Source organism: Pseudomonas sp. DrBHI1 (genome assembly GCF_002205115.1).
Taxonomy (GTDB): Bacteria; Pseudomonadota; Gammaproteobacteria; order Pseudomonadales; family Pseudomonadaceae; genus Aquipseudomonas; species Aquipseudomonas mosselii.
Genome location: NZ_NIBE01000019.1, coordinates 21601 through 44013 on the forward strand (window position 1 = coordinate 21601; position 22413 = coordinate 44013).

At 61.3% G+C, this 22413-nt stretch carries 22 protein-coding genes and 2 pseudogenes; 12 read left to right on the forward strand and 12 right to left on the reverse strand.

Annotation, left to right across the window (positions count from 1 at the left end; all coding sequences use genetic code 11):
• Nucleotides 1-43 precede the first annotated feature (43 nt).
• Complete coding sequence (locus CC207_RS03250; RefSeq protein ID WP_062363659.1) at nucleotides 44-1297, forward strand: OprD family porin; 1254 nt, start codon at nucleotides 44-46, stop codon at nucleotides 1295-1297.
• 179 nt (nucleotides 1298-1476) lie between these two features.
• On the forward strand, nucleotides 1477-2829 hold the full coding sequence (locus tag CC207_RS03255) for an MFS transporter (RefSeq protein ID WP_088851579.1): 1353 nt from the start codon (nucleotides 1477-1479) through the stop codon (nucleotides 2827-2829).
• 45 nt (nucleotides 2830-2874) lie between these two features.
• On the opposite strand, the gene CC207_RS03260 is transcribed toward CC207_RS03255, so the two are convergent.
• On the reverse strand, nucleotides 2875-3699 hold the full coding sequence (locus CC207_RS03260) for a helix-turn-helix domain-containing protein (protein WP_232853672.1): 825 nt from the start codon (nucleotides 3697-3699) through the stop codon (nucleotides 2875-2877).
• A 112-nt stretch (nucleotides 3700-3811) separates the two neighbouring features.
• Here CC207_RS03260 and CC207_RS03265 point away from each other — a divergent pair, with 112 nt between their 5' ends.
• A complete protein-coding gene (locus CC207_RS03265) occupies nucleotides 3812-4126 on the forward strand; it encodes a hypothetical protein (protein WP_028690506.1) in 315 nt (104 codons plus the stop codon).
• Nucleotides 4123-4554 (forward strand): MAPEG family protein, encoded by a 432-nt coding sequence (locus tag CC207_RS03270; protein ID WP_028690507.1) that lies wholly within the window; start codon nucleotides 4123-4125, stop codon nucleotides 4552-4554. Before CC207_RS03265 ends, CC207_RS03270 begins: the two co-directional genes overlap by 4 nt.
• 47 nt (nucleotides 4555-4601) lie before the next feature.
• Here CC207_RS03270 and CC207_RS03275 read toward each other — a convergent pair whose 3' ends face one another.
• Entirely contained in the window at nucleotides 4602-5393 is a 792-nt protein-coding gene (locus CC207_RS03275; protein WP_088851581.1) for a LuxR C-terminal-related transcriptional regulator, read from the reverse strand.
• A 138-nt stretch (nucleotides 5394-5531) separates the two neighbouring features.
• Here CC207_RS03275 and CC207_RS03280 point away from each other — a divergent pair, with 138 nt between their 5' ends.
• The 3 genes from CC207_RS03280 to CC207_RS03290 all read left to right on the forward strand — a co-directional run bounded on the left by CC207_RS03280 (nucleotide 5532) and on the right by CC207_RS03290 (nucleotide 8356).
• Complete coding sequence (locus tag CC207_RS03280; RefSeq protein WP_088851582.1) at nucleotides 5532-6635, forward strand: polyamine ABC transporter substrate-binding protein; 1104 nt, start codon at nucleotides 5532-5534, stop codon at nucleotides 6633-6635.
• Between the two features lie 187 nt (nucleotides 6636-6822).
• The gene (locus CC207_RS03285) at nucleotides 6823-7695 is read left to right on the forward strand and encodes a contractile injection system protein, VgrG/Pvc8 family (protein WP_062363648.1); all 873 of its coding nucleotides are present in this window, start codon (nucleotides 6823-6825) and stop codon (nucleotides 7693-7695) included.
• Between the two features lie 118 nt (nucleotides 7696-7813).
• Complete coding sequence (locus tag CC207_RS03290) at nucleotides 7814-8356, forward strand: hypothetical protein (RefSeq protein WP_062363645.1); 543 nt, start codon at nucleotides 7814-7816, stop codon at nucleotides 8354-8356.
• A gap of 13 nt (nucleotides 8357-8369) precedes the next feature.
• On the opposite strand, the gene CC207_RS03295 is transcribed toward CC207_RS03290, so the two are convergent.
• The 3 genes from CC207_RS03295 to CC207_RS03305 form a co-directional block, all read right to left on the reverse strand.
• A complete protein-coding gene (locus CC207_RS03295; protein WP_028690512.1) occupies nucleotides 8370-8756 on the reverse strand; it encodes a hypothetical protein in 387 nt (128 codons plus the stop codon).
• Nucleotides 8746-9405, reverse strand: a complete 660-nt coding sequence (locus CC207_RS03300; protein ID WP_062363642.1) for a hypothetical protein — start codon at nucleotides 9403-9405, stop codon at nucleotides 8746-8748. Before CC207_RS03300 ends, CC207_RS03295 begins: the two co-directional genes overlap by 11 nt.
• Before the next feature lie 124 nt (nucleotides 9406-9529).
• On the reverse strand, nucleotides 9530-10345 hold the full coding sequence (locus CC207_RS03305) for a carbon-nitrogen hydrolase family protein (protein WP_062363639.1): 816 nt from the start codon (nucleotides 10343-10345) through the stop codon (nucleotides 9530-9532).
• A gap of 123 nt (nucleotides 10346-10468) precedes the next feature.
• Between CC207_RS03305 and CC207_RS03310 the strand changes: the two genes are divergently transcribed.
• The 4 genes from CC207_RS03310 to CC207_RS03325 all read left to right on the forward strand — a co-directional run bounded on the left by CC207_RS03310 (nucleotide 10469) and on the right by CC207_RS03325 (nucleotide 14556).
• The gene (locus tag CC207_RS03310; RefSeq protein WP_062363637.1) at nucleotides 10469-11281 is read left to right on the forward strand and encodes a LuxR C-terminal-related transcriptional regulator; all 813 of its coding nucleotides are present in this window, start codon (nucleotides 10469-10471) and stop codon (nucleotides 11279-11281) included.
• Between the two features lie 281 nt (nucleotides 11282-11562).
• A complete protein-coding gene (locus CC207_RS03315) occupies nucleotides 11563-12879 on the forward strand; it encodes an APC family permease (RefSeq protein ID WP_088851583.1) in 1317 nt (438 codons plus the stop codon).
• A gap of 82 nt (nucleotides 12880-12961) precedes the next feature.
• Complete coding sequence (locus tag CC207_RS03320) at nucleotides 12962-14125, forward strand: AAA family ATPase (RefSeq protein ID WP_088851584.1); 1164 nt, start codon at nucleotides 12962-12964, stop codon at nucleotides 14123-14125.
• 26 nt (nucleotides 14126-14151) lie between these two features.
• Nucleotides 14152-14556 (forward strand): hypothetical protein, encoded by a 405-nt coding sequence (locus CC207_RS03325; RefSeq protein WP_088851585.1) that lies wholly within the window; start codon nucleotides 14152-14154, stop codon nucleotides 14554-14556.
• Between the two features lie 355 nt (nucleotides 14557-14911).
• On the opposite strand, the pseudogene CC207_RS03330 reads toward CC207_RS03325, so the two are convergent.
• The 3 genes and pseudogenes from CC207_RS03330 to CC207_RS03340 form a co-directional block, all read right to left on the reverse strand.
• Nucleotides 14912-15352: pseudogene (locus tag CC207_RS03330) on the reverse strand (GNAT family N-acetyltransferase); the annotation flags it as partial.
• 176 nt (nucleotides 15353-15528) lie between these two features.
• Nucleotides 15529-15798 (reverse strand): DUF3077 domain-containing protein, encoded by a 270-nt coding sequence (locus tag CC207_RS03335; RefSeq protein WP_046854813.1) that lies wholly within the window; start codon nucleotides 15796-15798, stop codon nucleotides 15529-15531.
• A gap of 145 nt (nucleotides 15799-15943) precedes the next feature.
• A complete protein-coding gene (locus CC207_RS03340; RefSeq protein ID WP_011534689.1) occupies nucleotides 15944-16189 on the reverse strand; it encodes a hypothetical protein in 246 nt (81 codons plus the stop codon).
• A 495-nt stretch (nucleotides 16190-16684) separates the two neighbouring features.
• On the opposite strand from CC207_RS03340, the gene CC207_RS03345 reads away from it, so the two are divergent.
• Entirely contained in the window at nucleotides 16685-18202 is a 1518-nt protein-coding gene (locus CC207_RS03345) for an ATP-dependent endonuclease (RefSeq protein ID WP_088851586.1), read from the forward strand.
• 116 nt (nucleotides 18203-18318) lie between these two features.
• On the opposite strand, the gene CC207_RS03350 is transcribed toward CC207_RS03345, so the two are convergent.
• From CC207_RS03350 to CC207_RS27370, 4 genes and pseudogenes are all read right to left on the reverse strand, one after another.
• Entirely contained in the window at nucleotides 18319-19920 is a 1602-nt protein-coding gene (locus tag CC207_RS03350) for an ABC transporter ATP-binding protein (RefSeq protein WP_088851587.1), read from the reverse strand.
• Nucleotide 19921: 1 nt separating this feature from the next.
• On the reverse strand, nucleotides 19922-20941 hold the full coding sequence (locus CC207_RS03355; protein WP_028690523.1) for an ABC transporter permease: 1020 nt from the start codon (nucleotides 20939-20941) through the stop codon (nucleotides 19922-19924).
• Nucleotide 20942: 1 nt separating this feature from the next.
• Nucleotides 20943-22016, reverse strand: coding sequence for a microcin C ABC transporter permease YejB (locus CC207_RS03360; protein WP_011534684.1), 1074 nt, complete (start codon nucleotides 22014-22016; stop codon nucleotides 20943-20945).
• A 1-nt stretch (nucleotide 22017) separates the two neighbouring features.
• A pseudogene (locus tag CC207_RS27370) lies at nucleotides 22018-22413 on the reverse strand (ABC transporter substrate-binding protein); the annotation flags it as partial.

Here is a 22413-nt window from a genome sequence, read left to right on the forward strand (position 1 = left end):
GCCCACCCACCGCTCATCCAAGAACAACAACAGAGTACCGATCATGTTCCGAAGTGTTTTCCGTGGGGCCACCTGTGGCCTGCTCTGCGGCTGGTTGCCCGTTGCCGGCGCTGGCGGATTCGTCGACGACGGCAAGCTCAAGCTGCAGCTGCGCAACGTCTATTTCAACGAGAACTTCCGTGACGAGCAGGGCCTGTCCCCACGCGCGGCGGCCTCCGCCAAGCATGAGCGGACCGAGTGGGCGCAGGGCTTTTTGCTCGACTACCAGTCCGGATTCACCCAAGGCACCTTGGGCGTTGGGCTCGATGCCCTGGCCCTGGTGGGCGTGCGGTTGGACTCCGGACGCGGTCGCAGCGGCAGCGGCCTGTTGCCGGTGCACGACGACGGTCGGGCCGCGGACGAGTTCAGCAGCGCCGGCCTGACCGCCAAGGCGCGCCTGGGCCAGACCGTGATCAAGCACGGCACCTTGCTGCCCAAGACCCCGGTGCTGGTCTACAACGACGCGCGGTTGTTGCCGCAGACTTACCAGGGCACGCAGCTGACCAGCACCGACATCGATGGGTTGAGCCTCACCGCCGGTCACCTGGACAAGTTCAAGTTGCGCGACTCCTCGGACAGCACCGGCTTGTACCTGGATGGCTACAGCGGCAACGCGTCCGGTGATTTCTCCTACGTCGGTGCCGATTATGCGGTGGGCAAGCCGCTGCGCCTGAGCTACTTCCACGCCCGGCTCGACGGCTTCTATCGCCAGGACTTCGCCGGCCTGGTGCATGACCTGCCGCTGGCCGGCGGGGTGCTGACCACCGACCTGCGCTACTTCAGAAGCCGCGACAGCGGTGCCGCCCATGGCGGCGCCATCGACAACGACCTGTACAGCGGGCAACTGGCGTATGCGCATTCCGGGCATACGGTCGGTGCCGGCTACCAGGTGCTTGATGGCGAGGCGGGGCTGCCCTATATCAGCGGCGCAACGGTGTATTCGTTCAGCAACGTCGGTATCGGCAAGTTCATCGAGGAGCAGGAAAAAACCTGGATGGCCAGCTATGCCTACAACTTCGCCGCCGCAGGGGTGCCCGGGCTGACCTTCATGACGCGCTACCTCAGCGGCGACAACGGTCGCGCCGGGGAAGCGGGTATCAAGGAATGGGAGCGTGACGCCGAGCTGGCCTACGTGGTCCAGGGTGGCCCGCTCAAAGGCCTGGGGGTGAGGTTGCGCAACTATGTCTATCGTTCCGACTTCGCCCGCGGTCGCGACAGCAACCGTGTGTACCTGACCTACGACATCGCGCTTTGGTGAGTGTCCATCCTGGGTGGCCGGTGCGCGTCCAGGCGTCGGTTGTGGGCATTGATGGCGGGCTTGCGGCGTCCCATCGGCTGGTATCAACGCGATCAATGTTGGCAGACGATGACCTGATGTCCCTCTAGATTGCAAAGGCGTGCTGGAAGCCCCGAACAACAATAACGAGGGACCCGACTATGCCCACCGCCACCCAAGCGTCCAACGCCTGGCGCATCCTGTTCCTGCTGTTCCTGGCCAACCTGTTCAACTTCTTCGACCGCACCATCCCCGCCATCGTCATCGAGCCGATCCGTCTGGAGTGGCACCTGAGCGACTTCCAGATCGGCATCATCGGCACCGCCTTCACCCTGGTCTACGCCATCGCCGGCCTGCCGCTGGCGCGTATCGCCGACACCGGCTCGCGCAGCCGGCTGATGGGCTGGGGTCTGCTGGCGTGGAGCGGGCTGACGGCGGTCAACGGCATGGTCGGCAGTTTCTGGAGTTTTTTGCTGGTACGCATGGGCGTGGGCATCGGCGAGGCCAGCTACGCGCCGGCCGCCAACTCGCTGATCGGCGACCTGTTCCCCGCCGGACGGCGGGCGAGGGCGATGGGCATCTTCATGCTTGGCCTGCCGCTGGGCCTGCTGCTGGCATTCTTCACCATCGGTGCGATGGTCCAGGCCTTCGACAGCTGGCGCGCGCCGTTCTTCATCGCCGCCGTGCCTGGCGTGCTGCTGGCGCTGTTCATCTTCATGATCCGCGAGCCCGCGCGCGGCGCGGCGGAGACGGTGGCCACCGCCCAGGCCCCGCTGGACCGCCCCCTGCGCCGGGTGTTGAGCGTGCCCACCTTCGCCTGGCTGGTGCTGGCGGGGCTGACCTTCAACTTCGCCTCGTATGCCTGCAACTCGTTCATGGTGCCGATGCTGCAGCGCTACTTCGCGTTGCCGCTGCACGACGCTGCGGTGGCCACCGGGATGATCGTCGGCCTGAGCGGCCTGGTGGGCCTGACCCTTGGCGGCTGGATGGCCGACAAGGTGCACCAGCGCTTCGCCAACGGCCGTCTGGTGTTCGCCGCGCTGAGCATGCTGGTGGCCACCTTGTGTACCGCCTGGGCGCTGCATGCCGGGCGCATCGAACTGGGGGTGTTCGTGGCGGTGTTCGGGGTCGGCTGGCTGTTCTCCTACAACTTCTACACCTGCGTGTACACCGCCATCCAGGACGTGGTGCAACCGCGCCTGCGGGCCACGGCCATGGCGCTGTTCTTCGCTGGGCTGTACCTGCTGGGTGGCGGCCTGGGGCCGGTGGTGGTCGGTGGACTGTCGGATCATTTTGCCGTGTCGGCCATGGCGGCGGCGGGCGAGGTGGCGATGAGCGAAGCGTTCAAGGCCCAGGGGCTGCATGACGCGATGTACCTGATCCCCGTTGCCCTGTTGCTGACCATGGTGTTCCTGCTGGCGGCCTCGCGGTGTTTCAGCCGGGATGCGCAGCGGATGCGCGAGGGCATGGTGCTGGATGGCGCAGCGGTGGCGGGGCAGGCGGCACAGGCCTGAATCCCAGTAGTTCGGTCAGATGTTGCGGCCTGATCATCATTGGTTTCATTGTTGCTGCTGCCGAGCCAGCCATTGATCAAAGGCCGCCGTCATTGTTCGCCACGTGGTGCCGTCGGCCGGTACCAGGTGTTCGATGCGCAGCGATGCCACCGTGATGTCCTGCGGCATGCCGAAGGTGGTGAAGGTGGACAGGAACCTAAGTTCGCCCTCGGCAGCACGCACCCGGGTCAGCACCAGCGGTGACGGCGGCGTGTCCGGCGCCAGTGCGGGTGGCACGGGCAAGCTTTGCAGCCGCCGAGCCAATTCTGGATTGCCCACCGCCTCCCTGGCCGCCCGCTGCCAGGCGATCGCCCGTATCTCATCGGCATTGACCAGATGATCACCCAGTCCGCCCGGGCGCAGCAGTGTGTCCAGCAGGTTCAGGCCCGAGGTGCTGCTCGTCGGTACGCCAACCATGGTGAACAACAGCCCGGCACTGGCATTGGCCGCCGTGATGTCCCAGTTGCTGGCGATGACGATGGCCGGTGCGGGGTTGTTGGCCTGCAGGATGTGCTCCACTGCGTCATGCACCATCTTCATGGCTGGGGCGTCCGGTGCCGAGGCCGTATAGCGTGGTGCGTAACCTGCCGCGAGGAACACCTCGTTGCAGTGTTCGAGCGGCACTTCCAGCGCGCTGAGCAGGGCATGCAGGGTGCTCGGGCTGGCCTTGGCGCGGCCGGTTTCGACGCAGCTCAGGTGGCGTTGCGACAGGCCGGCCACCAGCGCCAAGTCGAGCTGGCTGAGCCCGGCCTGGCGGCGTAGGCGGCGCAGGTGCTCTCCGGCATCGGTGATGGCAGGTGTGTGCATCGGGTGAAAGGGAGAAAGGCTCATGCGTCGACTCTGGCTGTCCTTGGCTGAAGCATCCATGACCTGTGAGGTCATTGAGGCGGGGACGACTCTATCACTACCGTGACGGCAACATCGCCCCTGAAGGAATCGACGAATGAACGCACGATGGATCGCGCTGCCAGTGTTGTTGCTGTTCACCCTGTACACCGGTTGGACGTTGATGAGTGCCGAGCAATCACTTCTTGCCTTTGGCCTCGATCTGCTGTCCCGACCCGATACGGCCCAGGTCGTTATCGACCTGTATGTGATGGCCGGTCTGGGCTGTATCTGGATGGCAAACGACCAGCGCCAGCGGGGCGGGTCGTTGCTTGGTGTCTTGCCCTATCTGGTGCTGACGGCGCTGTTTGTCTCCCTGGGGCCGCTGCTGTACATCGTGGTCAAGGGCTTGGCGCAGAGGCCAGGGGCATGAGCGGCGCCCTGGCGGTCTACGCCTGCTGCGTAGTGGTGCTGTTCTTCAAGATGCTGGCGATTTCCTGCTACCAAGGTTACTTCCGCCTGCGTTTCCTGGCCTTCATCAACCGCGAGGATGCGGCGGTGTTCAAGCGCGCGGCTTGCCCTGCGGAACTGCCGCAGGTCACGCGGGCCATGCAGGCCTGGCGCAACGATCTGGAGAACATCCCGATGTTCCTCGCGCTGGGCGGCCTGGCGGTCGTACTGGAGGCGCCGGTTGCCATGACGGCTTGGCTGAGCGGGGTATTCACCGTGGCCAGGGTGTCGCATACGGTGACTTACCTGGCGGGTATCCAGCCGTGGCGGACGGTGAGTTATGGCGTGGGGGTAATCTGTTTGATCGGATTGGCGACCTTGGTCATCGAGGCGCTGGCATCGACGCCTTGAAGGTCTGCCAGGCGTGCAGCAGCCGGCGGCAGGCAAGGTGCCTGAATTCAACTGGTACAGAAAGCATCCGATTTCGGCACAAAGAAGAGAGCAAACAATTCAGACTGCGACTTGATGTTCAACTTGGCGTAAATGTTCCGGCGGTGCACTTTCACCGTTTCCGCCGAGAGTGAAAGCTTTCCGGCAATCTCTTTGTTGGAGAAACCGCTCAGCAGCAGCCTGAGCACATCGCTTTCACGGGTGGTGATCTGCGCGCCCAGCTGGGTCAGTGTTTCCTGCCAGGGCGGTACCTCGGCAAGGTCCTTCTCGACATCCACCTCGAAGGCCATGCGCTGGTGCATCAAGGCCGTCACCCAGGGCTTGATGAGGTCGAGGATGGTGATCTGCTCCTGGCTGAAGCGCGCCTTGCTGCCAATGGAGATGCACAGCGTGCGGTCAGCGTCGAGCTGAACGTTGTACTGCGCCTCATCGGCCGAGATGTAGTGCGCGAAGTACTGGTGGTAGTACTCGGTTTCGAGAAAGTACTCCGGCGCGATATCCAGCAGGTGGAAGAACCCGCTCTGCGGGTTTTCCCGGTTGGCGATGTAGAACGGGTCCAGCAGGTAGAGCCCCTTTACATAACGATGGATGAACGCGTTGACCTCTTCGGCATCCGCCACCTCGGGCAGGCTCACCACTTCCACTTGCTGGCTGGCGAAGATAAGCACCACCCAGTTGTCGATCTGCACGTACTCGTTCAATACCCGAACCAGCGAACTCCAGAACGCCGGACGGTCCAGCTGCATGATCAGCTTGCCGATCGATCGGTGCCAGGCCAGGCTTTGCAGGTCGAACGGCATTATCTACCCCTTTTGGGTTAGGAACTCGCAGGTCAGAGGTAAGTATTCCGAGGTATTTACTATCCGGTCCTGCCCGGTATAGTCGCTCACTGGGCCTAGGATGGCCGTGAAGATACATCGATTCGATAAGGATGTTGCATGAGAAGGTCACGTTTGCGAACCCTTTTTTCGGCCTCGCTGCTCTGCGCAGGGATCAGCACCTCGGTGCTGGCCGCCCAGCCCGGGATGCACCTGTACAACTGGTTCGGGCTGCTCGCGCCGGAGACGCCGAAGGCGTTCGAGCAGGAAACCGGCACCCGCGTGCACATGGACGCGTTCGACAGCGCCGACATCATGCAGAGCAAGGTCATGGCCGGGCGCACCGGGTATGACGTGGTGGTGGCGACCTCCAACGTGCTGCCCAGCCTGATCGCGGCGGGCGTGCTGCAACCGCTGGACCGTGCGCAACTGGGCAACCTGTCGCACATCGACCCCGATATCCTCGCCCAGTTGGCGGTCAACGACCCCGGCAACCGCTACGCGGTGCCCTACCTGTGGGGCACCACCGGCATCGGCTACGACGTCGACAAGGTCAAGGCCGCGCTGGGCGATCAGGCGCCGGTGGACAGCTGGGACCTGATCTTCAAGGAAGAGAACATCAGCAAGCTCAAGTCCTGTGGCGTGGCGATGCTCGACTCGCCCAGCGAGATCATCTCGATTGCCCTGAACTACCTGGGCCTGCCCAGCAACAGCAGCAATCCTGCGGATTACCAGAAGGCGCAAGACCTGCTGATGAAGATCCGCCCCTACGTGCTGTATTTCGACTCGTCGCGCATCGACACCGACATGGCCGACGGCAATATCTGCGCGGTGGTCGGCTGGGCCAACGGCGCCCTGGCCGCCCAGGCCCTCAACGAGAAGAACAACACCGGGCGCAGGATCAACTACAGCCTGCCGCGCGAAGGCGCGCTGGTGTGGTCGGAAAACCTGGTGCTGCTCAAGGATGCGCCCCATCCCAAGGCAGGCATGGCGTTCATCAACTACATGATGCGCCCGGAAGTGATCGCCAAGACCTCGAACCACACCCTGTACCCCAACGCCAACAAGGACGCCACCCAGTTCGTCGAACAGGCGCTGCGGGACAACCCGTGGATCTACCCCGACAAGAAGACGATTGCCACGTTGATTCCGCTTGAGCCGCTGCCGTTGAAGCTGGAGCGGATCCGCACGCGGGTCTGGATCAAGGTGAAGAGTGGCGTCTGACTTGAGTTGACGTGTCGGCAGCTGCCCGGTGCAAGGGAGTACCGGACAGCGCGTTGACCAAGGTTGCCTGCGGCCCATTGCTCCAAGCACCAGCGAACACCATCGTCTCCCGGTATCCGGCTGCTCAGCCGAGGCGGGTGATGGTCTTGCGTACCTGATTTCATCTTGAGCCGGAGGAGAACAGCGGATGTTCAGCCCAGCCCAGAAGACATATTTGAACTTGACGATCAAAGGTGTGGAGCACGATTTCCAGGTGCTCGGCTACACCGGGGAAGCGGTGGCCAACAGGCCTTTCTTTTTCAACGTGGAACTGGCCAGCGAATGGCCCGACCTGGACCTTGAACGCTTCCTCGACCTCGAGGCGTTCTTCAGCTTCGACATGAACGGCAATGGCATCCATGGGCGGATCTACCACATCGCGCCGATGAGGCAGGCCCCGTGTTCGGCGCGTTACAGGTTGACCCTGGTGCCGCACTTGTCCTACCTGCGTCACCGCATCAACCAGCGGATCTTTCAACAGTTCTCGGTGCCCAGGATCGTTGCCCTGATCCTGGAAGAGCATGGGATCGTGGGCGACGCTTACCGCTTCGAGCTGAGTGCGAGCTACCCCGAGCGCGACTACTGCACCCAGTATGGCGAAACGGACCTGCACTTCGTCCAGCGCTTGTGTGAAGAGGAGGGCATCCGTTTTCACTTCCAGCACAGTGCCCAGGGGCATGTGCTGGTGTTTGCCGATGGCCAGGCGGTGCTGCCGTGGGGCGTGCTCTATCGTCCGCCGCTGGTTCATGCCAAACCACGGGTGGCGGGGAACCAGACCGCCGTGGTCATTGCCGTGGAGGATGACGAGAGCCCGTGTGATCAGAGGCTTGTCCGGATTCAGGTGAAGTTTCCCTGGGATCCTGAGGACAGGTTTGATGACAAGAGTTGTTGTTGGCTGTCGGTGGCGTCCGATTGGCCTTGCGCGGTCACGCCTCCGCGAACGGGCATGGAGGTGATGGTCTCATTTCTCGGAAACGATCCCGATCAGCCGCGGGTCAGTGGGTGCCTGTGCTGCCGATAGCCTCATTCTGGCCACGGCAGCTTTATCCGAAATTATTCCAGGTTGATAATTATTGGCATCCCATAATTGCGAATAAACTCATGGTTGACGATTCCCTGCCCCCCGGTGGTGCGCACCGATGAATATCGACTCTCGATATGGTGTGATTGCCGTCGTTGACGAGCCGACCTACACGTTCGACTCCACAGACAATATCCGGTGTTATGCGCGGGAAATCATCCTGGGCGACGATGGCGTGTCATCGGTTCATGGCGTAATGCTGGACGACTTCGGCCTGCTGGTGGTCGGTGCCGGCGGAGGCGGGACAGGAGTACATGCACAGTCGGCGCTGGTGATCGACGACAAGCTGCTATTGGCCGTGGGCAACCAGGTTGCCTGCGTGTCGCTGACCGCTCCCCATGACCTGCTTTGGTCGCGCAAGGTGGATCTGGCGACCTGTTTCGGTCTCTATTGGGCAGCGCGGCAGCGTGCACTGATTTCGCACGGCGAGTTGGAAATCACAGGTTTGTCCCTTGAGGGCGACGTTATCTGGAAGGCCATGGGTGCCGACATCTTCACCGGACGCTTTCAGCTGGCGCCTGACCATGTGGAAGTCGTGGATTTCTACGACACCGTCTACCGTTTTGATGTGGTGACGGGGGAGGCATTGAAAGGCAGTTGATGCATGGAGCCGGTTAAACGTCGCGATGCAATCCTTCTGCGTCCTGCCAGTACAGGGTTCGCTCGAATTGAAAACTGATCACGAAGCGTGAGCCTGTCCGCGCAATGGCATTGGCAATCTTGTCCAGATCCGCCATGGGTGAATGTTCCTGCGGCCCAGGCCCTTTGATCCTGATGCTGGCGCGCGTGGCGACACTGAAGTCGAGCTGTTTGGTGTCCTCTGCATAGAGGGTGTGGTCGGTGATGACGAGGTCGGCGGTCAGCGTCAGCCATGACGGGAAGTAGGCTTCCAGGCTGTCGCTTGTACGCGTGACTTCAATCGCGCCGGCTGCTTGCAGGGCGTTTGCCAGAGCTGCTGCGTCAAGCGATGCGTCAGCTTCCAGGAACAGATCAAGGCTCAATGACGTTACCCTCGGTCGACGCTTCGAAGCGCTGGGCGACCCAGCATTCTTCCCCCAGGTGCAGAAAGGCTCCACCCAGCCGCCATAGCTCGAAGTAGGCGGTAAAGTCGATGTCCAGTGCAATGAGCGGGGCGGCGATGTACCAAGCCAGCCCATAGTCCGCCGCGATGCCGTACCAGGCCTCAAACAATGCGTAGTCGGCGGCGGTATGGCAGTCGGCGACTTCGCGAACCGCATCCCCTAATGCTTCGCTGGCCCAGGTGCCCGGTATATCGAAGTTGTCGATAGCCTTGAGGTCGGCCATGGGCTTGCAGATCACCCGCGCATTGCGGGTCAGGGTCATCAACTCTGAATCGCCCGTCCGCTCGAAAAAGTCGGCCTGCACATCCAACCATCGCCGGGTAGCGGCTGCCAGTTGTTCTGGCGTGCCTCGTTGCGTGGGGAGCAGGTACAGGTAGGGAAGCGTGCCGGCAGCCAGCACTTCCAACGTGCGCCTGGCCAGTTCGGGGGCGTGCTTGAAGCCTTCGAGGATGGTGGCCACCTCGTGGGGCTGGCCATGCTCCTTGAACAGCGCGATGAACTGGGATTTATCGATATCGCTGCGGCCTTCGACCAAGGCGCGCCAATCATCCAGCAGGGAGGTGTCCATTCGGCTTCCTTGGTTATGGGCGCGGGCATTGTGCATCGCGCTTCGGTTGTTGCGCCAGGGAACGAGCGCCGGGTTCGGGCCTCGTTGAATGGACCAATCCTGTCGGTTGCGGGAGTGTTCTCCTTTAATCGATAACCAGCTCCCATACGCCACTGGCATGCTCGATCCGCTCACCCGGCAACCGGATGCGCTGGTTGGCGCTGTAGTCATGGAAGGCGCGGGCCTTGCCGATCAGCGACAGGTCCAGGGTCACGCTATGCCGCGACTCGCCACGCCCGGCCTCGAACAGCGTTTGGCCATACGGGTCCACCGCCAGGCTCGCCCCCACGAACACGCAGCCATCCGGCCCTTCGCCCACGCGGTTGGCGACCACGGCGAACACCTGGTTCTCCATCGCCCGGGCCATCACCGACACCCGGTGCACATGATCCTCCGGTTCGGCCAGGCCATCGGTGATCAGCATCAACTGCGCGCCCAGGGCCTTCAGTGCCCGCGCTGTCTCGGGGAATTCGCTGTCGTAGCAGATCAACAGGCCCAGGCGCACGCCGCGCCATTCGACGGTGGCGAAGCGGTCGCCCGGCACGACGATGCCGTGCTCCGGCAACCACAGGTGGGTCTTGCGGTAGGTGAGCAGGATGCCTTCGGGGGCGATGAACAGGGTAGTGTTGTAGAAGGTGCCGCCGTTGTTTTCGTACAGCCCCAATACTACCGCGACATTACGCTGGCGCGCTGCCGCGACCACTGCCTGCACGGCATCGCCGTCGATGGCTTCGGACAGCATGCCGACGTCATCTGCTGTGAGAAAACCGGTCAGGTGCGACTCGGGGAACAGCAGGATATCGGTGTCCGGCGCGCACTGGGCCAGGGCCTCGAGGATACCGCGCAGGTTGTGGGCGGTGTCGCCGTCGCGGGTTGTCGTCTGTACCACTTCGATCTTCATGGGCAATCCGTCTCGCTGGGCCCGACCCTTCCGCGGGCGAGTGACATTTGCGAAGGGTGGTGCAAGTATGAAAACAATCACTGGCAAAACAATCACTTCGACGGGTTAACCCGGGGGTAGGGCATGAGCTTGAGCCTGCAGGATCTTTCGTGGCACCAGGGTGTGGGCCAATGCATCGAGCACCTCGACCGGCCGAGCTTCTGGCGCACCCTGGCGACGCTGCTCGGCGACTTCGTCGAGGTGGACACCTGGGTGGCGCTGCTGTTCAGCCACGACAAGCCGCTGATCTTCGACCAGAGCCCCTACGAGCGCGAGGGCATCGACCCGCTGGTGAGCGAGTACGCCAACGGCCTGTACCTGCTCGACCCGTTCTACATCAGCAGCCGCGAGCGGCCGCTGACCGGCCTGGTGCGCCTGGCCGACGTGGCCCCGGAGCAGTTCCAGCAGACCGATTACTACCGCCTGTACTTCACCCACAACGTGGTCGCCGACGAGGTGCAGTTCAACCTGGCCCTGGGCGATGGGCGCACGCTGTGCCTGTCGCTGGGCGGGCGCTCACGTTTCGACGCCCAGGCCATCGCCCAGCTGGAGCTGGTGCGTCCCTGGCTGATCGGCCTGCTGCGCCAGCGGCTGCACTTCGAGCAATTGCCCGAGCGCGCACCGGCCAAGCCCGCGCTGGGCCTGGCCCAGGGGCGCGACGAAGCACGGCGGCAGCTGGAGTCGGTGCTCACGGCGCGGGAGCTGGACGTGGTGCGGCTGATCCTGTCGGGGCATTCGAACAAGGAGACGGCCATCAAGCTCAAACTGTCGGCCGAGACGGTGAAGGTCCATCGCCGCAACGTTTACCGCAAGCTGGACGTGAACTCCCAGAGCGAGCTGTTCTCGCTACTGTTTTTGGCAGGCGAAGACCTCGCCAGCCTGCAACCGGCGCCGTGATTCCCCCGCGCCATTACCCCCAGGTTAATCCTTCGACGTTATAGGAATCCGCACGGGGATCCGCATACTGGCCCTGCACCTTGTAGGCGCGGGCTAGCCCCGCGATCACCGGCAAAGCCGGTGCCATCCCCCGAGTAACTTGCTGTGCACGCCGTCCCTGCGCCCCTATGCAGCCAGACCGGCTGGGCAATTTCCTAGAACAATCACAAGAGGATGACCCATGGCTCATTTCGCTCACGGCCCGGCCCGTGGCATCGCCCCTGCGCGCCAGGAGGCCACCCATGCCTGACGCCACCCCTGCAAAACTTTCCCTGACTTCCCTGACCGTCTTCGGTCTGGCCTACATGTGCCCGAGCCTGGCCATGGTGATCTTCGGCGTGATCTCCGAACGCAGCGACGGCATCGCCCCCAGCGCCTTCCTGCTGGCCACCGGTGCCATGCTGCTGTCGGCCCTGAGCTACGCCAAGCTGTCGCGCCTGTTCCCGGTGTCCGGCTCGGCCTACTACTACGCCAAGCGCCTGCTCGGTCCCGGCTGCGGTTTCGTGGTCGGCTGGGCGGTACTGCTGGCCTACCTGTTCATGCCCATGGTCGCCTGGCTGCTGCAGTCGGTGTTCCTCAACGCCCAGTTCCCGCAGGTGCCCACCTGGGGCTGGCTGCTGATCAATATCGGCCTGACCACGGCGGTGACCGTCAGCGGCATGACCCTGACCGACCGCCTGAACAAAGTGCTCACGGTCCTGAGCGTGGCCCTGGTGCTGTTGTTCATTGGCTACTGCCTGCGCTATGTGGCCGGGCAGCCCCAGGTCGGCTTCACCCACCCCGTGTGGAACGAACACAGCACCTTGACCGGCCTCACTGCCGCCGCCGCCATTGCCGCCTATTCGTTCCTCGGTTTCGACGCCGTGACCACCCTGGCCGAGGAGGCCGAGCAGCCCAAGCGCGACATCCCCCGGGCGGTGCTGCTGGTGATCAGCGTGGGCGGGCTGCTGTTCACGGCGGTGGCCTACCTGATGCAACTGAGCCATCCCGGCGGCCAGTTCGCCGACCCAGAGACCGCGACCTACGCGCTGTCGATCGAGGTGGGCGGGCAGTTCTTCGCCGACTTCGTCAACCTCGGCGGCATCGTCGCCGGCTTCGCCTCGTGCCTGGCGGTGCAGGTCAGCGCCAGCCGCTTGCTGTACTTCATGGGCCGCGAAGGCGTGCTGCCACCGCGTTGTTTCGCCAAGCTGCAGGGCACGGCGCGCACGCCGGTGTTCAACCTGCTGCTGATCGCCGGGCTGGGGTTGATCGGGATCGGCGCGGATGTGAGCTCGGCCGCTTCGCTGATCAACTTCGGCGCGTTCCTGGCGTTTGCGGCGGTGAATGTCTGCGTGATTGCGTACTACCGGCGTGAGCGGCGCAAGCAGCGGTTGAGTGGGGTGGGGTTCGTGGTGTTTCCGCTGCTGGCGATTGGGGTGAACCTGTATCTGCTGTCGCTGCTGAGCACGGTGGTGATACTGGCCGGGGTGGCTTGGCTGGTGTGTGGCGGGTTGTACCTGATGTGGCTGACGGCGGGGTTCAGCAAGCCCACGCCGGGGTTGATGGAGGTTGAGTCTTGAGGTGATGCGCAAGCCACTGCGGCTTTACATGGAATTATTCCAGGCCAATAATTATTGGTAATTCATAATTCAGGATAAACCCATGGCTGACATTTTCCTGCGCCCGGAACTGGCGGCCGATATGGCCAGGCAACTGCTCAAGCCCTCTGCACTGGATATCGGCCTGCGTTCCGGGTTGTTCCTGTCCGGCCTGCGCCGGACGGGCAAGACCACCTTCCTCAAGAACGATCTGATCCCGGCCCTGGAGGCGCAGGGCGCACTGGTGATCTACGTCGACCTGTGGAGCGACACCCAGACAAGCCCGGTGAAGCTGGTGCTGGCTGCCGTGCGCACAGCCCTGCTCGAACTGCAGACACCGACCTCGTCGTTCATGCAGCGTCTCAAGCGCGTGCGTGGCGCCGAGGTGGAGGTGGCCGGTTTCAAGTTCGGTTTCAACCTCGATACCCTGGGTGAAGCAGGCGGCGTGACACTCGCCGAAGCGCTGACCGAAGCGGTGGACCAGGCCAAGGCGACTGTCGTGCTGATCGTCGACGAAGTGCAGCATGCCATCACCACAGAAGACGGGCAGCAGATGATGCTGGCCCTGAAGGCCGCACGTGACGCCATCAACCCAAGGCCCGCGACGCCAGGGCATTTCCTGTTCATTGGCACCGGCTCGCACCGGGCCATGGTCAACGAGCTGACCGCCCGGCGTAACCAGGCGTTTGCCGGCGCCACCAACGTGGCTTATCCGGTGCTGGACGAGGGCTATGTCGCGTTCTGGCTCCAGCGGCTCGCCGCAGATGGCCTCGATAACCTGCCCTCGCTGGAGGTGGCGACCGAGGCGTTCAAGACGCTGGGCAGCCGGCCTGAAGAGTTCATCCGTGCCCTGCGTCAGTTGATTCACTCACCCAGCCTCGGTTCCGGGGCGGATGTGGTGCTGCCGGTGATCGCGGCCACGCTGCGCTCGGCGGCGGCCGACCTGGAACTGATGAAGGTCGAGGAACTGGGCGTGCTGGCCCAGGCCATTTTCGCCCGGATCGCCTCCGTGGATGGCGAGACGCGGGGCGTGTTTTCCAGCGAGGCCGCGGGCGAGTATTCGACGTTCGTGGGGCGTGAAGTGCGGGTGGAAGAGATCCAGCCGGTGGCCAATGAGTTGCTGGCGGCGAACCTGATCATTCGCCGGGGGCATGGCCTGTATGGCGTGACCGATCCGTTCGTGCAGGAGATCTGGCGGGAGCGCCAGGCGATGCTGGGTAAGCGCTGATAGACGTTCAGAGCAGGTGAACACCGATGAAGGTCGACTTTGAATTGCTCACATTGCCGGACGACATGTCGGGCTACAACGCGGCGGCCTTTACCGAAGGCCGCCTGCGCATTGAAGTGAAAGGGCAGGTTTTCTTGCAGGTGGAGTACTGCTTGCTGCTCGAATTGGCGAACGTGATGACGCAATGGTTGAAAGCTGTGGCCACCCGTGGGGCTCAGGATTTTTACTACGCCTCGATGGACGAAGAAGAGGAACCGATCATCGCGCTGCGCTACTGCCGCACCAGATCGGTCTTCTCACTATGGTCCTGTTGGGCGGTGTGCGAGCATGGTCCCGATGTGACGCTGGAGCAGGCCAGCGAATGTTTCGAGCGGTATGTTCATGACTTGAAGCGGGCGATCGACAATCGCCTGCAGGCCGTTTCGCCCTGACAACCCATTCAAGCCTACGCGCAACCTGTAGGAGCGGGCTTGCCCCGCGATCACCGGCAATGCCGGTGCCAAACACTGCGACGCTCGAATGAACATCCTGCAAGGTTAGGCCGAGCGCATGTGAACGGACTCACTCATAACCCATTTTCAGGTTTTGGGCTTGGGTTGCCAATTCATCCATCGCTCTACGACTGGCTTCGTCTCGCTTGTCCTTGTAGGCAATCAGCTCGGAGAACGTGATAGCCCGTTCACCTTCAGCGCTGGAATGGGGGATTGCTCCCTCATCCAGCAGCTTTGCCAGATGCTCGCAAGAAACGTTAATCGCGAGGGCCGCCTCCGTCATGGTCAGCGTGGACTTTTCCATGACAATGGTGCGCTCCACGCCATTGAATTCATCACGAAGCTTCCGATACCCCAACCGCGCGTAGAACCCTTGGGCGGTGATGGATGAAGGAACGCGCAGTGCCGTGACACCTGCCCTGATCGCTGCAGCATGAACGGCCTCCATCAACCGTTTGCCGACACCTGTCCGATGATGGATTGGAGCGACGAACACTGTCCTGACAACCTCGCCATCCAGGCTTGCCGTCCCCAGCAATTCGTTTTGGTTGACTGCTACGAATACCATTCGGCTATCGAGCAATGCACTGACCGCCGCAGGTGAAAAGCTCTGCTCGACCTGGGCGATCACCTCTGCCGGGTAATCCTGCGAGTTGGATTCGCGCAATGCCGTGATCACGATGCGGCTGATGGCTTCTGCGTCTTCGCGCTGAGCGCGGCGGATATGACATTCCATGGACGTATCCCGAATTGATGGCTCTACCACATAACCCTTGTGGGAGCGGCCTTGCGTCGCGAAAGGGCCGCAAAGCGGCCCCCGGTTTCTGATGTGTTGCGAAGATTGCCGGGGCTGCTACGCAGCCCTTTCGCGACACAAGGCCGCTCCCACAGGGCCCGCGTTTGCCTGTGACGTCAGTGCTTCATCCCCAACTCCGCATCATCCATCAGCGCCTTGGCCAGCGCACTCAGGTAATACGAGGCCCAGATCAACTGAGGCTTCTCCTCCATGATCCCGGTGATGGTCAGGTCGCACACGCAGCCCATCAATTCTGAGGCCTGTTCCCGTGCGTGCTGGCAAGGGATGCCGGGTTCGATGCAGAACAGTGGGTCGGTATGCCCTTCACCCTGGTAGAACCGCGTCTTGCCCACCGTGGTGTGGGGCGTGGTGTCGTCTGTGCTCATTGCTCAATCTCCCTGAAATGATTGGTGCCTGGGCGAGCTCTCGCAGTTAGATCCGCTATCAGCTACACAGCACTGCCGCGCCGATCCCTTGTGGGAGCCGGCTTGCCGGCGATGAGGCCAGCCCAGGCAACCTTTAGCTAACGGCCTAGTGCAGTGTGCGAGGCTCCACCTGCGGCATCTGCACCTGAATCAACGCCGATTCGAGCAGCACCCGCAGCGCCTCCATTTCATGCATCGCGGCCATGACCAGAATCGACACGGGCGACTTGGGATGCAGCAGAACAGCCTGATGGGCCACGGTCTGCGCGCAGAGGGCGTACTCGGTGGCTTGGATGATGGTGTCTTCGAGGGAGTGGTGGTTGTGGGGTGGATCGGGGACGATCTTTAACATAACAATTTCCCTTTGGTGGTGCCGCCACCTGCCTGCTGTCAAACAGTAGGGTGGCAGCTGTACGTGGGTTGACAGACCGGCGGAAATTGCAAGTTCCGGCGCACGCAAGCGTGCCCGCACGTACAGCTGCCATAAAGGCTGAGCTGCGTGCAATTTGCCGTCACAGCCTGTCAAAGCTGTATCGTTGATGTGCAACGATAGGCCGAGACTAGAGCCCCACCAGGGAGACCGCAACGGAAAAAAGGCGGCAGGAGTGTATTTGGGAAACGGACTACAAGGAAGAAGAGAAATCCGATTTTATCGCCGATCGGGCAGGTTCATCGCCAAAAGTGAATTGCTGGGTGTCGCTGCAGCTAAGCCAAGCTATTGAATCGGATAAGGTTGTATGGCATTTTGACATTATAGATATATAATTGATCCTCGAAAAACTAGTGGTAGGTTCCAATTTTTAACAAGTAAGCTAATAAAAACCAAATTTGGGTAGGGATATCTGAAATGGCGGTTCAGGTTCAAGTAAGAAATTTAAAAGGTATTACAAACCTCGTTTTTGATGTTCCTGTGAAAGGGGCCTTTGTGCTCACTGGTGCTAACGGTTGTGGAAAAACTTCACTGCTAACAACGTTGCATAGAATGGGAGCTAGGAATGCTTTCCAGACCGGGTTTCCGGGAGGGGTTACTGCAGGGATAGATGGATTTGATGATACTGAGATCCAATATGTGGTTGGCAAGAAGTCGGTGGTTTATAAATATACCAGTGCGCGATGGTCGGCTACTCCGAGATCTCTCAGTAAGTTGATTGCTACGGCCTTTAAAGAGGTTCTGTTTTTTAAGGCTGATTCATCTAGGGTTGAACCTACGCAGAATGACTTGAAAGGTGTGAAGAAGCAGTTGGCGGACAATGAGCTTCGCAAGTTGCTCAATGCGGTGTTTGATACTGATCGGTTTAACAATATGTATAAGGTCCAGTTGCGCGGGCGGAACTTGGTGGCGCATCTGATTGATAAGGGAACTATGGTTGGGGGTAGAAAAACATACTATTCAGAAAAATCATTTAGTTTGGGTGAGTTGTGTGTGATGCGCCTTGCCTTGAAGCTTTTGCAAACAAAGCCAGGTGGGTTGTATATTGTTGATGAGTTTGAGATGGCGTTGCATCCAGCCGCGCAGACGCGACTTTTTAGAGAAATTGAGATTTTAGCTGGTAAAAATAACTGTACGATTTTAGTTTCTACTCATTCGGCAAGTCTAATTAAAAGTGTAAAGCGTTCTAATATTATTTATCTAGAAAACAATAGTGGTAGTGTTGTTGCTCATAGGAATGTTTATCCTACATATGCTCTACAGTATTTGTCGCTAGATGAAGATGCTGCGCCGGATAAGTTAATTTTTGTAGAGGATGTGGCTGCTAAACAATGCGTAGAGGCTTTGTGGCTTAAGTATGTCCAGAGTCAGAGCTCTACGGGGGCGGTAGGTTTACCTAGTGTGCAGATTGCTATAGTAGGCGGCTTCAAGGAGGTACTGAGGTTTTTAGATAGAAGCAAGACTTTTATCAATCCTATGACGCGGCGAATGGCAGTGCTTGATCAGGACGCTGAACCTCTCTGTCTTCCTCCTGCGTCAACGTCCTCTAATGCAAGACCTGCACTTAATATTGTGCAAGACTTGTATGATTCCCAAAAAGGCGATGTGTTTTTTTTGCCGTGGACTCCAGAGGTTGGGTTATGTGATCTACTGAAAGGAGATTTGGCTCGGCATGTTTCCTCGCTTCGTCAGTTGACAGGCATTGCCAGTCTTGCAATCAATATCTCACATGTATCTTCTCATGTCGGTCTGGTTGGAAGGGCGCAGCGAGATGCTTGCAAAGTAGCCGTTGATAATATATCTGAAAAGATTGTCAAGGAAAAAGGATGCTCAGCGGAGCGAGCGCGAGAAATTCTTTTTGAATATTTGGTTGAGGCGACTTACTCTGCTAGTCCTACTTCGTTGGTTGTACTGTGTAATAAGCTTTTTAGGTAGGGCTTTTTGGTAATATTATATTAATTGGTGAGGGCGACTCAGAAGGCGGCTGAGTCGCTAGTTTCGAGGTTGGCTTGTGTTGGTGGGGCTCGAAATGTATATCTACTTTCTGCATTCTATGTTTTAGCTAAAAACGCCGCCTCCAACAACTGCCTCGTATACCCATGCTTCGGCTCATGAAATATAGCCCCCGCATCCCCTTGTTCCACCACCTGCCCATGCTTGATCACCATCAACTGATGACTCAACGCCTTGACCACCGCCAGGTCATGACTGATAAACAGATAAGTCAGGTTGTACTTAACCTGCAAATTCCGCAGCAACTCAACCACCTGCCGCTGCACCGTCCGATCCAGCGCCGAGGTCGGCTCATCCAGCAAAATCAAAGCGGGCTTCAACACCAACGCCCGAGCAATCGCAATCCGCTGGCGCTGCCCCCCAGAAAACTCATGGGGATACCGATGCCGCGTCCTCGGATCCAGCCCCACTTCCTCCAACGCCGCGATAATCGCCGCTTCCTGTTCAGCCGGCGTGCCGATCTTGTGAATCCGTAACCCTTCGCCAACGATATCCGCCACGCACATGCGCGGGCTCAGGCTGCCGAAGGGATCCTGAAACACCACCTGCATCTCCCGCCGCAGCGGTCGCACGGCCTTCTGGTTCAGCCCTTCAAGATCCTGCCCATGGAAGCGAATGCCACCCTGGCTGGAAATCAACCGCAAGATGGCCAGCCCCAAGGTGGACTTGCCCGACCCACTCTCGCCAACAATCCCCAGCGTCTGCCCCTGGGGCAGGCTGAAGTTCACCCCATCCACGGCTTTCACATGGTCCACGGTCCGGCGCAGCAGCCCCTTCTTGATCGGGAACCACACTTTCAAGTCCTTCACCTCCAGCAACGGCGCCCCTTCGGCATTCGCGGCGGGCGCGCCGCTGGGCTCGGCGTTGATCAGCATCTGCGTATACGGATGCTGCGGCTTGCTGAACAACGTGGCGCAGTCAGCCTGCTCGACGATCTTGCCGCACTGCATCACGCACACGCGGTGGGCGATGCGGCGCACCAGGTTGAGGTCGTGGCTGATCAGCAGCAGGGCCATGCCGAGGCGCGCCTGCAGCTCCTTGAGCAGGTCGAGGATCTTCAACTGCACGGTCACGTCGAGCGCCGTGGTGGGCTCGTCGGCGATCAGCAGTTCGGGTTCGTTGGCCAGGGCCATGGCGATCATCACCCGCTGGCGCTGACCACCAGACAGCTCATGGGGCAGGGCTTTCAGGCGCTTCTTGGGCTCGGGAATGCCCACCAGCTCCAGCAGCTCCAGCGTGCGCGCCGTAGCAGCCTTGCCGGTGAGGCCCTTGTGCAGCAACAGGATCTCGTTGATCTGCTTCTCGATGCTGTGCAGCGGGTTCAGCGAGGTCATCGGCTCCTGGAAGATCATCGCAATGCGGTTGCCGCGAATCCGCTGCATGGGCTTCTCACCCAGGTGCAGCAGGTCCTTGCCGCCGTACTGGATGGTGCCGGACGGATGCCGCGCCAGCGGGTAGGGCAGCAGGCGCAAGATCGAGTGGGCGGTCACCGACTTGCCCGAGCCGCTTTCGCCGACCAGGGCCAGGGTCTCGCCCTTGCGGATGTCAAAGCTGATGCCGTCGACCACGCGGTTGACCTGCTCGCCAGTGACGAACTCCACCGCCAGGTCGCGGACTTCGATCAGGGTGTCTTGGCTCATGTCATTTCCTCGGGTCGAAGGCGTCGCGGGCGGATTCGCCGATGAATACCAGCAGGCTCAGCATCACCGCCAGCACGGCGAAGGCGCTGATGCCCAGCCAGGGGGCTTGCAGGTTGGACTTGCCCTGGGCGACCAGCTCGCCCAGTGACGGGGAGCCTGCGGGCAGGCCGAAGCCTAAGAAGTCCAGGGCGGTGAGGGTGCCGATGGCGCCGGTGAGGATGAACGGCATGAAGGTCATGGTCGAGATCATGGCGTTGGGCAGGATGTGGCGGAACATGATCGGGCCGTTGCGCATGCCCAGCGCGCGGGCGGCGCGCACGTATTCGAGGTTGCGCCCGCGCAGGAACTCGGCGCGCACCACGTCCACCAGGCTCATCCACGAGAACAGCAGCATGATGCCCAGCAACCACCAGAAGTTGGGCTGCACGAAGCTGGCAAGGATGATCAGCAGGTACAGCACCGGCAGGCCGGACCAGATCTCCAGGAAGCGCTGGCCGGCCAGGTCCACCCAGCCGCCGTAGAAGCCCTGCAAGGCGCCGGCGATCACGCCGACGATGGAGCTGGCGATGGTCAGCGTGAGAGCGAACAGCACCGAGATGCGGAAGCCGTAGATCACCCGGGCCAGCACGTCGCGGCCCTGGTCGTCGGTGCCCAGCAGGTTGTCGGTGGAGGGCGGCGCGGGGGCCGGCACCTTCAGGTCGTAGTTGATGCTTTGGTAGCTGTAGGGGATCGGCGCCCACAGCACGAAGGCGTCCTTTTTCTCCAGCAGCTCGCGGATGTACGGGCTTTTGTAGTTGGCCTCCAGCGGGAACTCGCCGCCGAAGGTGGTCTCCGGGTAGCGCTTGAAGGCGGGGAAGTACCATTCGCCGTCGTAGCGCACGGCAATCGGCTTGTCGTTGGCGATGAACTCGGCGCCCAGGCTCAGCACGAACAGCACCAGGAAGATCCACAGCGACCACCAGCCGCGGCGGTTGGCCTTGAAGCGCTCGAAGCGCCGGCGATTGAGGGGAGAGAGGGCCATGTCAGTGCTCCCGGCTGGCGAAGTCGATGCGTGGATCGACCAGGGTGTAGGTGAGGTCGCCGATCAGCTTCACCACCAGACCCAGCAGGGTGAAGATGAACAAGGTGCCGAACACCACCGGGTAGTCGCGGTTGATCGCCGCCTCGAAACTCATCAGGCCCAGGCCGTCGAGGCTGAAGATCACCTCGATCAGCAGGGACCCTGTGAAGAAGATGCCGATGAACGCCGAGGGGAAGCCGGCGATCACCAGCAGCATGGCGTTGCGGAACACGTGGCCGTACAGCACCCGCGAGCGGCTCAGGCCCTTGGCCTTGGCGGTGACCACGTACTGCTTGTTGATCTCGTCGAGGAAGCTGTTCTTGGTCAGCAGGGTCATGGTGGCGAAGTTGCCGATCACCAGTGCGGTGATGGGCAGCACCAGGTGCCAGAAGTAGTCGAGCACCTTGCCGGTGGTGCTCAGCTCATCGAAGTTGTTGGAGGTCAGCCCGCGCAGCGGGAACCAGTCGAAGTAGCTGCCGCCGGCGAACAGCACGATCAGCAGGATGGCGAACAGGAACGCGGGGATGGCGTAGCCGACGATGATCGCCGAGCTGGTCCAGACGTCGAAATGGCTGCCGTGGCGCACGGCCTTGGCGATCCCCAGGGGGATCGATACCAGGTACATGATCAGCGTGCTCCATAGCCCCAGCGAGATGGACACGGGCATCTTCTCGGCGATCAGGTCGATGACCTTGGCGTCGCGGAAGAAGCTGTTGCCAAAGTCCAGTTGGGCGTAGTTCTTGACCATGATCCACAGCCGCTCGGGCGCGGACTTGTCGAAGCCGTACATGCGCTCGATCTCGGCGATCAGCGCCGGGTCCAGGCCTTGCGCGCCGCGGTAGTTGGAGCCGGCCACCGACACTTCGGCGCCGCCGCCGGCGATGCGGCTGGTGGCGCCGTCGAAGCCTTCGAGCTTGGCGATCATCTGCTCCACCGGGCCGCCGGGGGCGGCCTGGACGATGATGAAGTTGATGATGAGGATGCCGAACAGGGTCGGGATGATCAGCAGCAGGCGCCGCAGGATATAGGCCAGCATGTCAGTGGGCCTCTTCCACGGCGGGGGCTTCGCTCACGGCAGGCGTGACGTCGGGCTTGATCCACCAGGTGTCGATGCCGATGTCGTACTTGGGCGACACGGCGGGGTGACCGATGTGGTTCCAGTAGGCCACGCGCCAGGTCTTGATGTGCCAGTTGGGGATCACGTAGTAGCCCCACAGCAGCACCCGGTCCAGGGCGCGGCAGTGGTCGACCAGGCTCTGGCGCGAATCGGCGTTGATCAGCTGTTCCACCAGCTGGTCGATGGCAGGATCGCGCAGACCGATGAAGTTGCGGCTGCCGGGGTTGTCGGCGGCGGCGCTGTTCCAGTACTCGCGCTGCTCGTTACCGGGCGAGTTCGATTGCGCGAAGCCGCCGACGATCATGTCGTAGTCCCG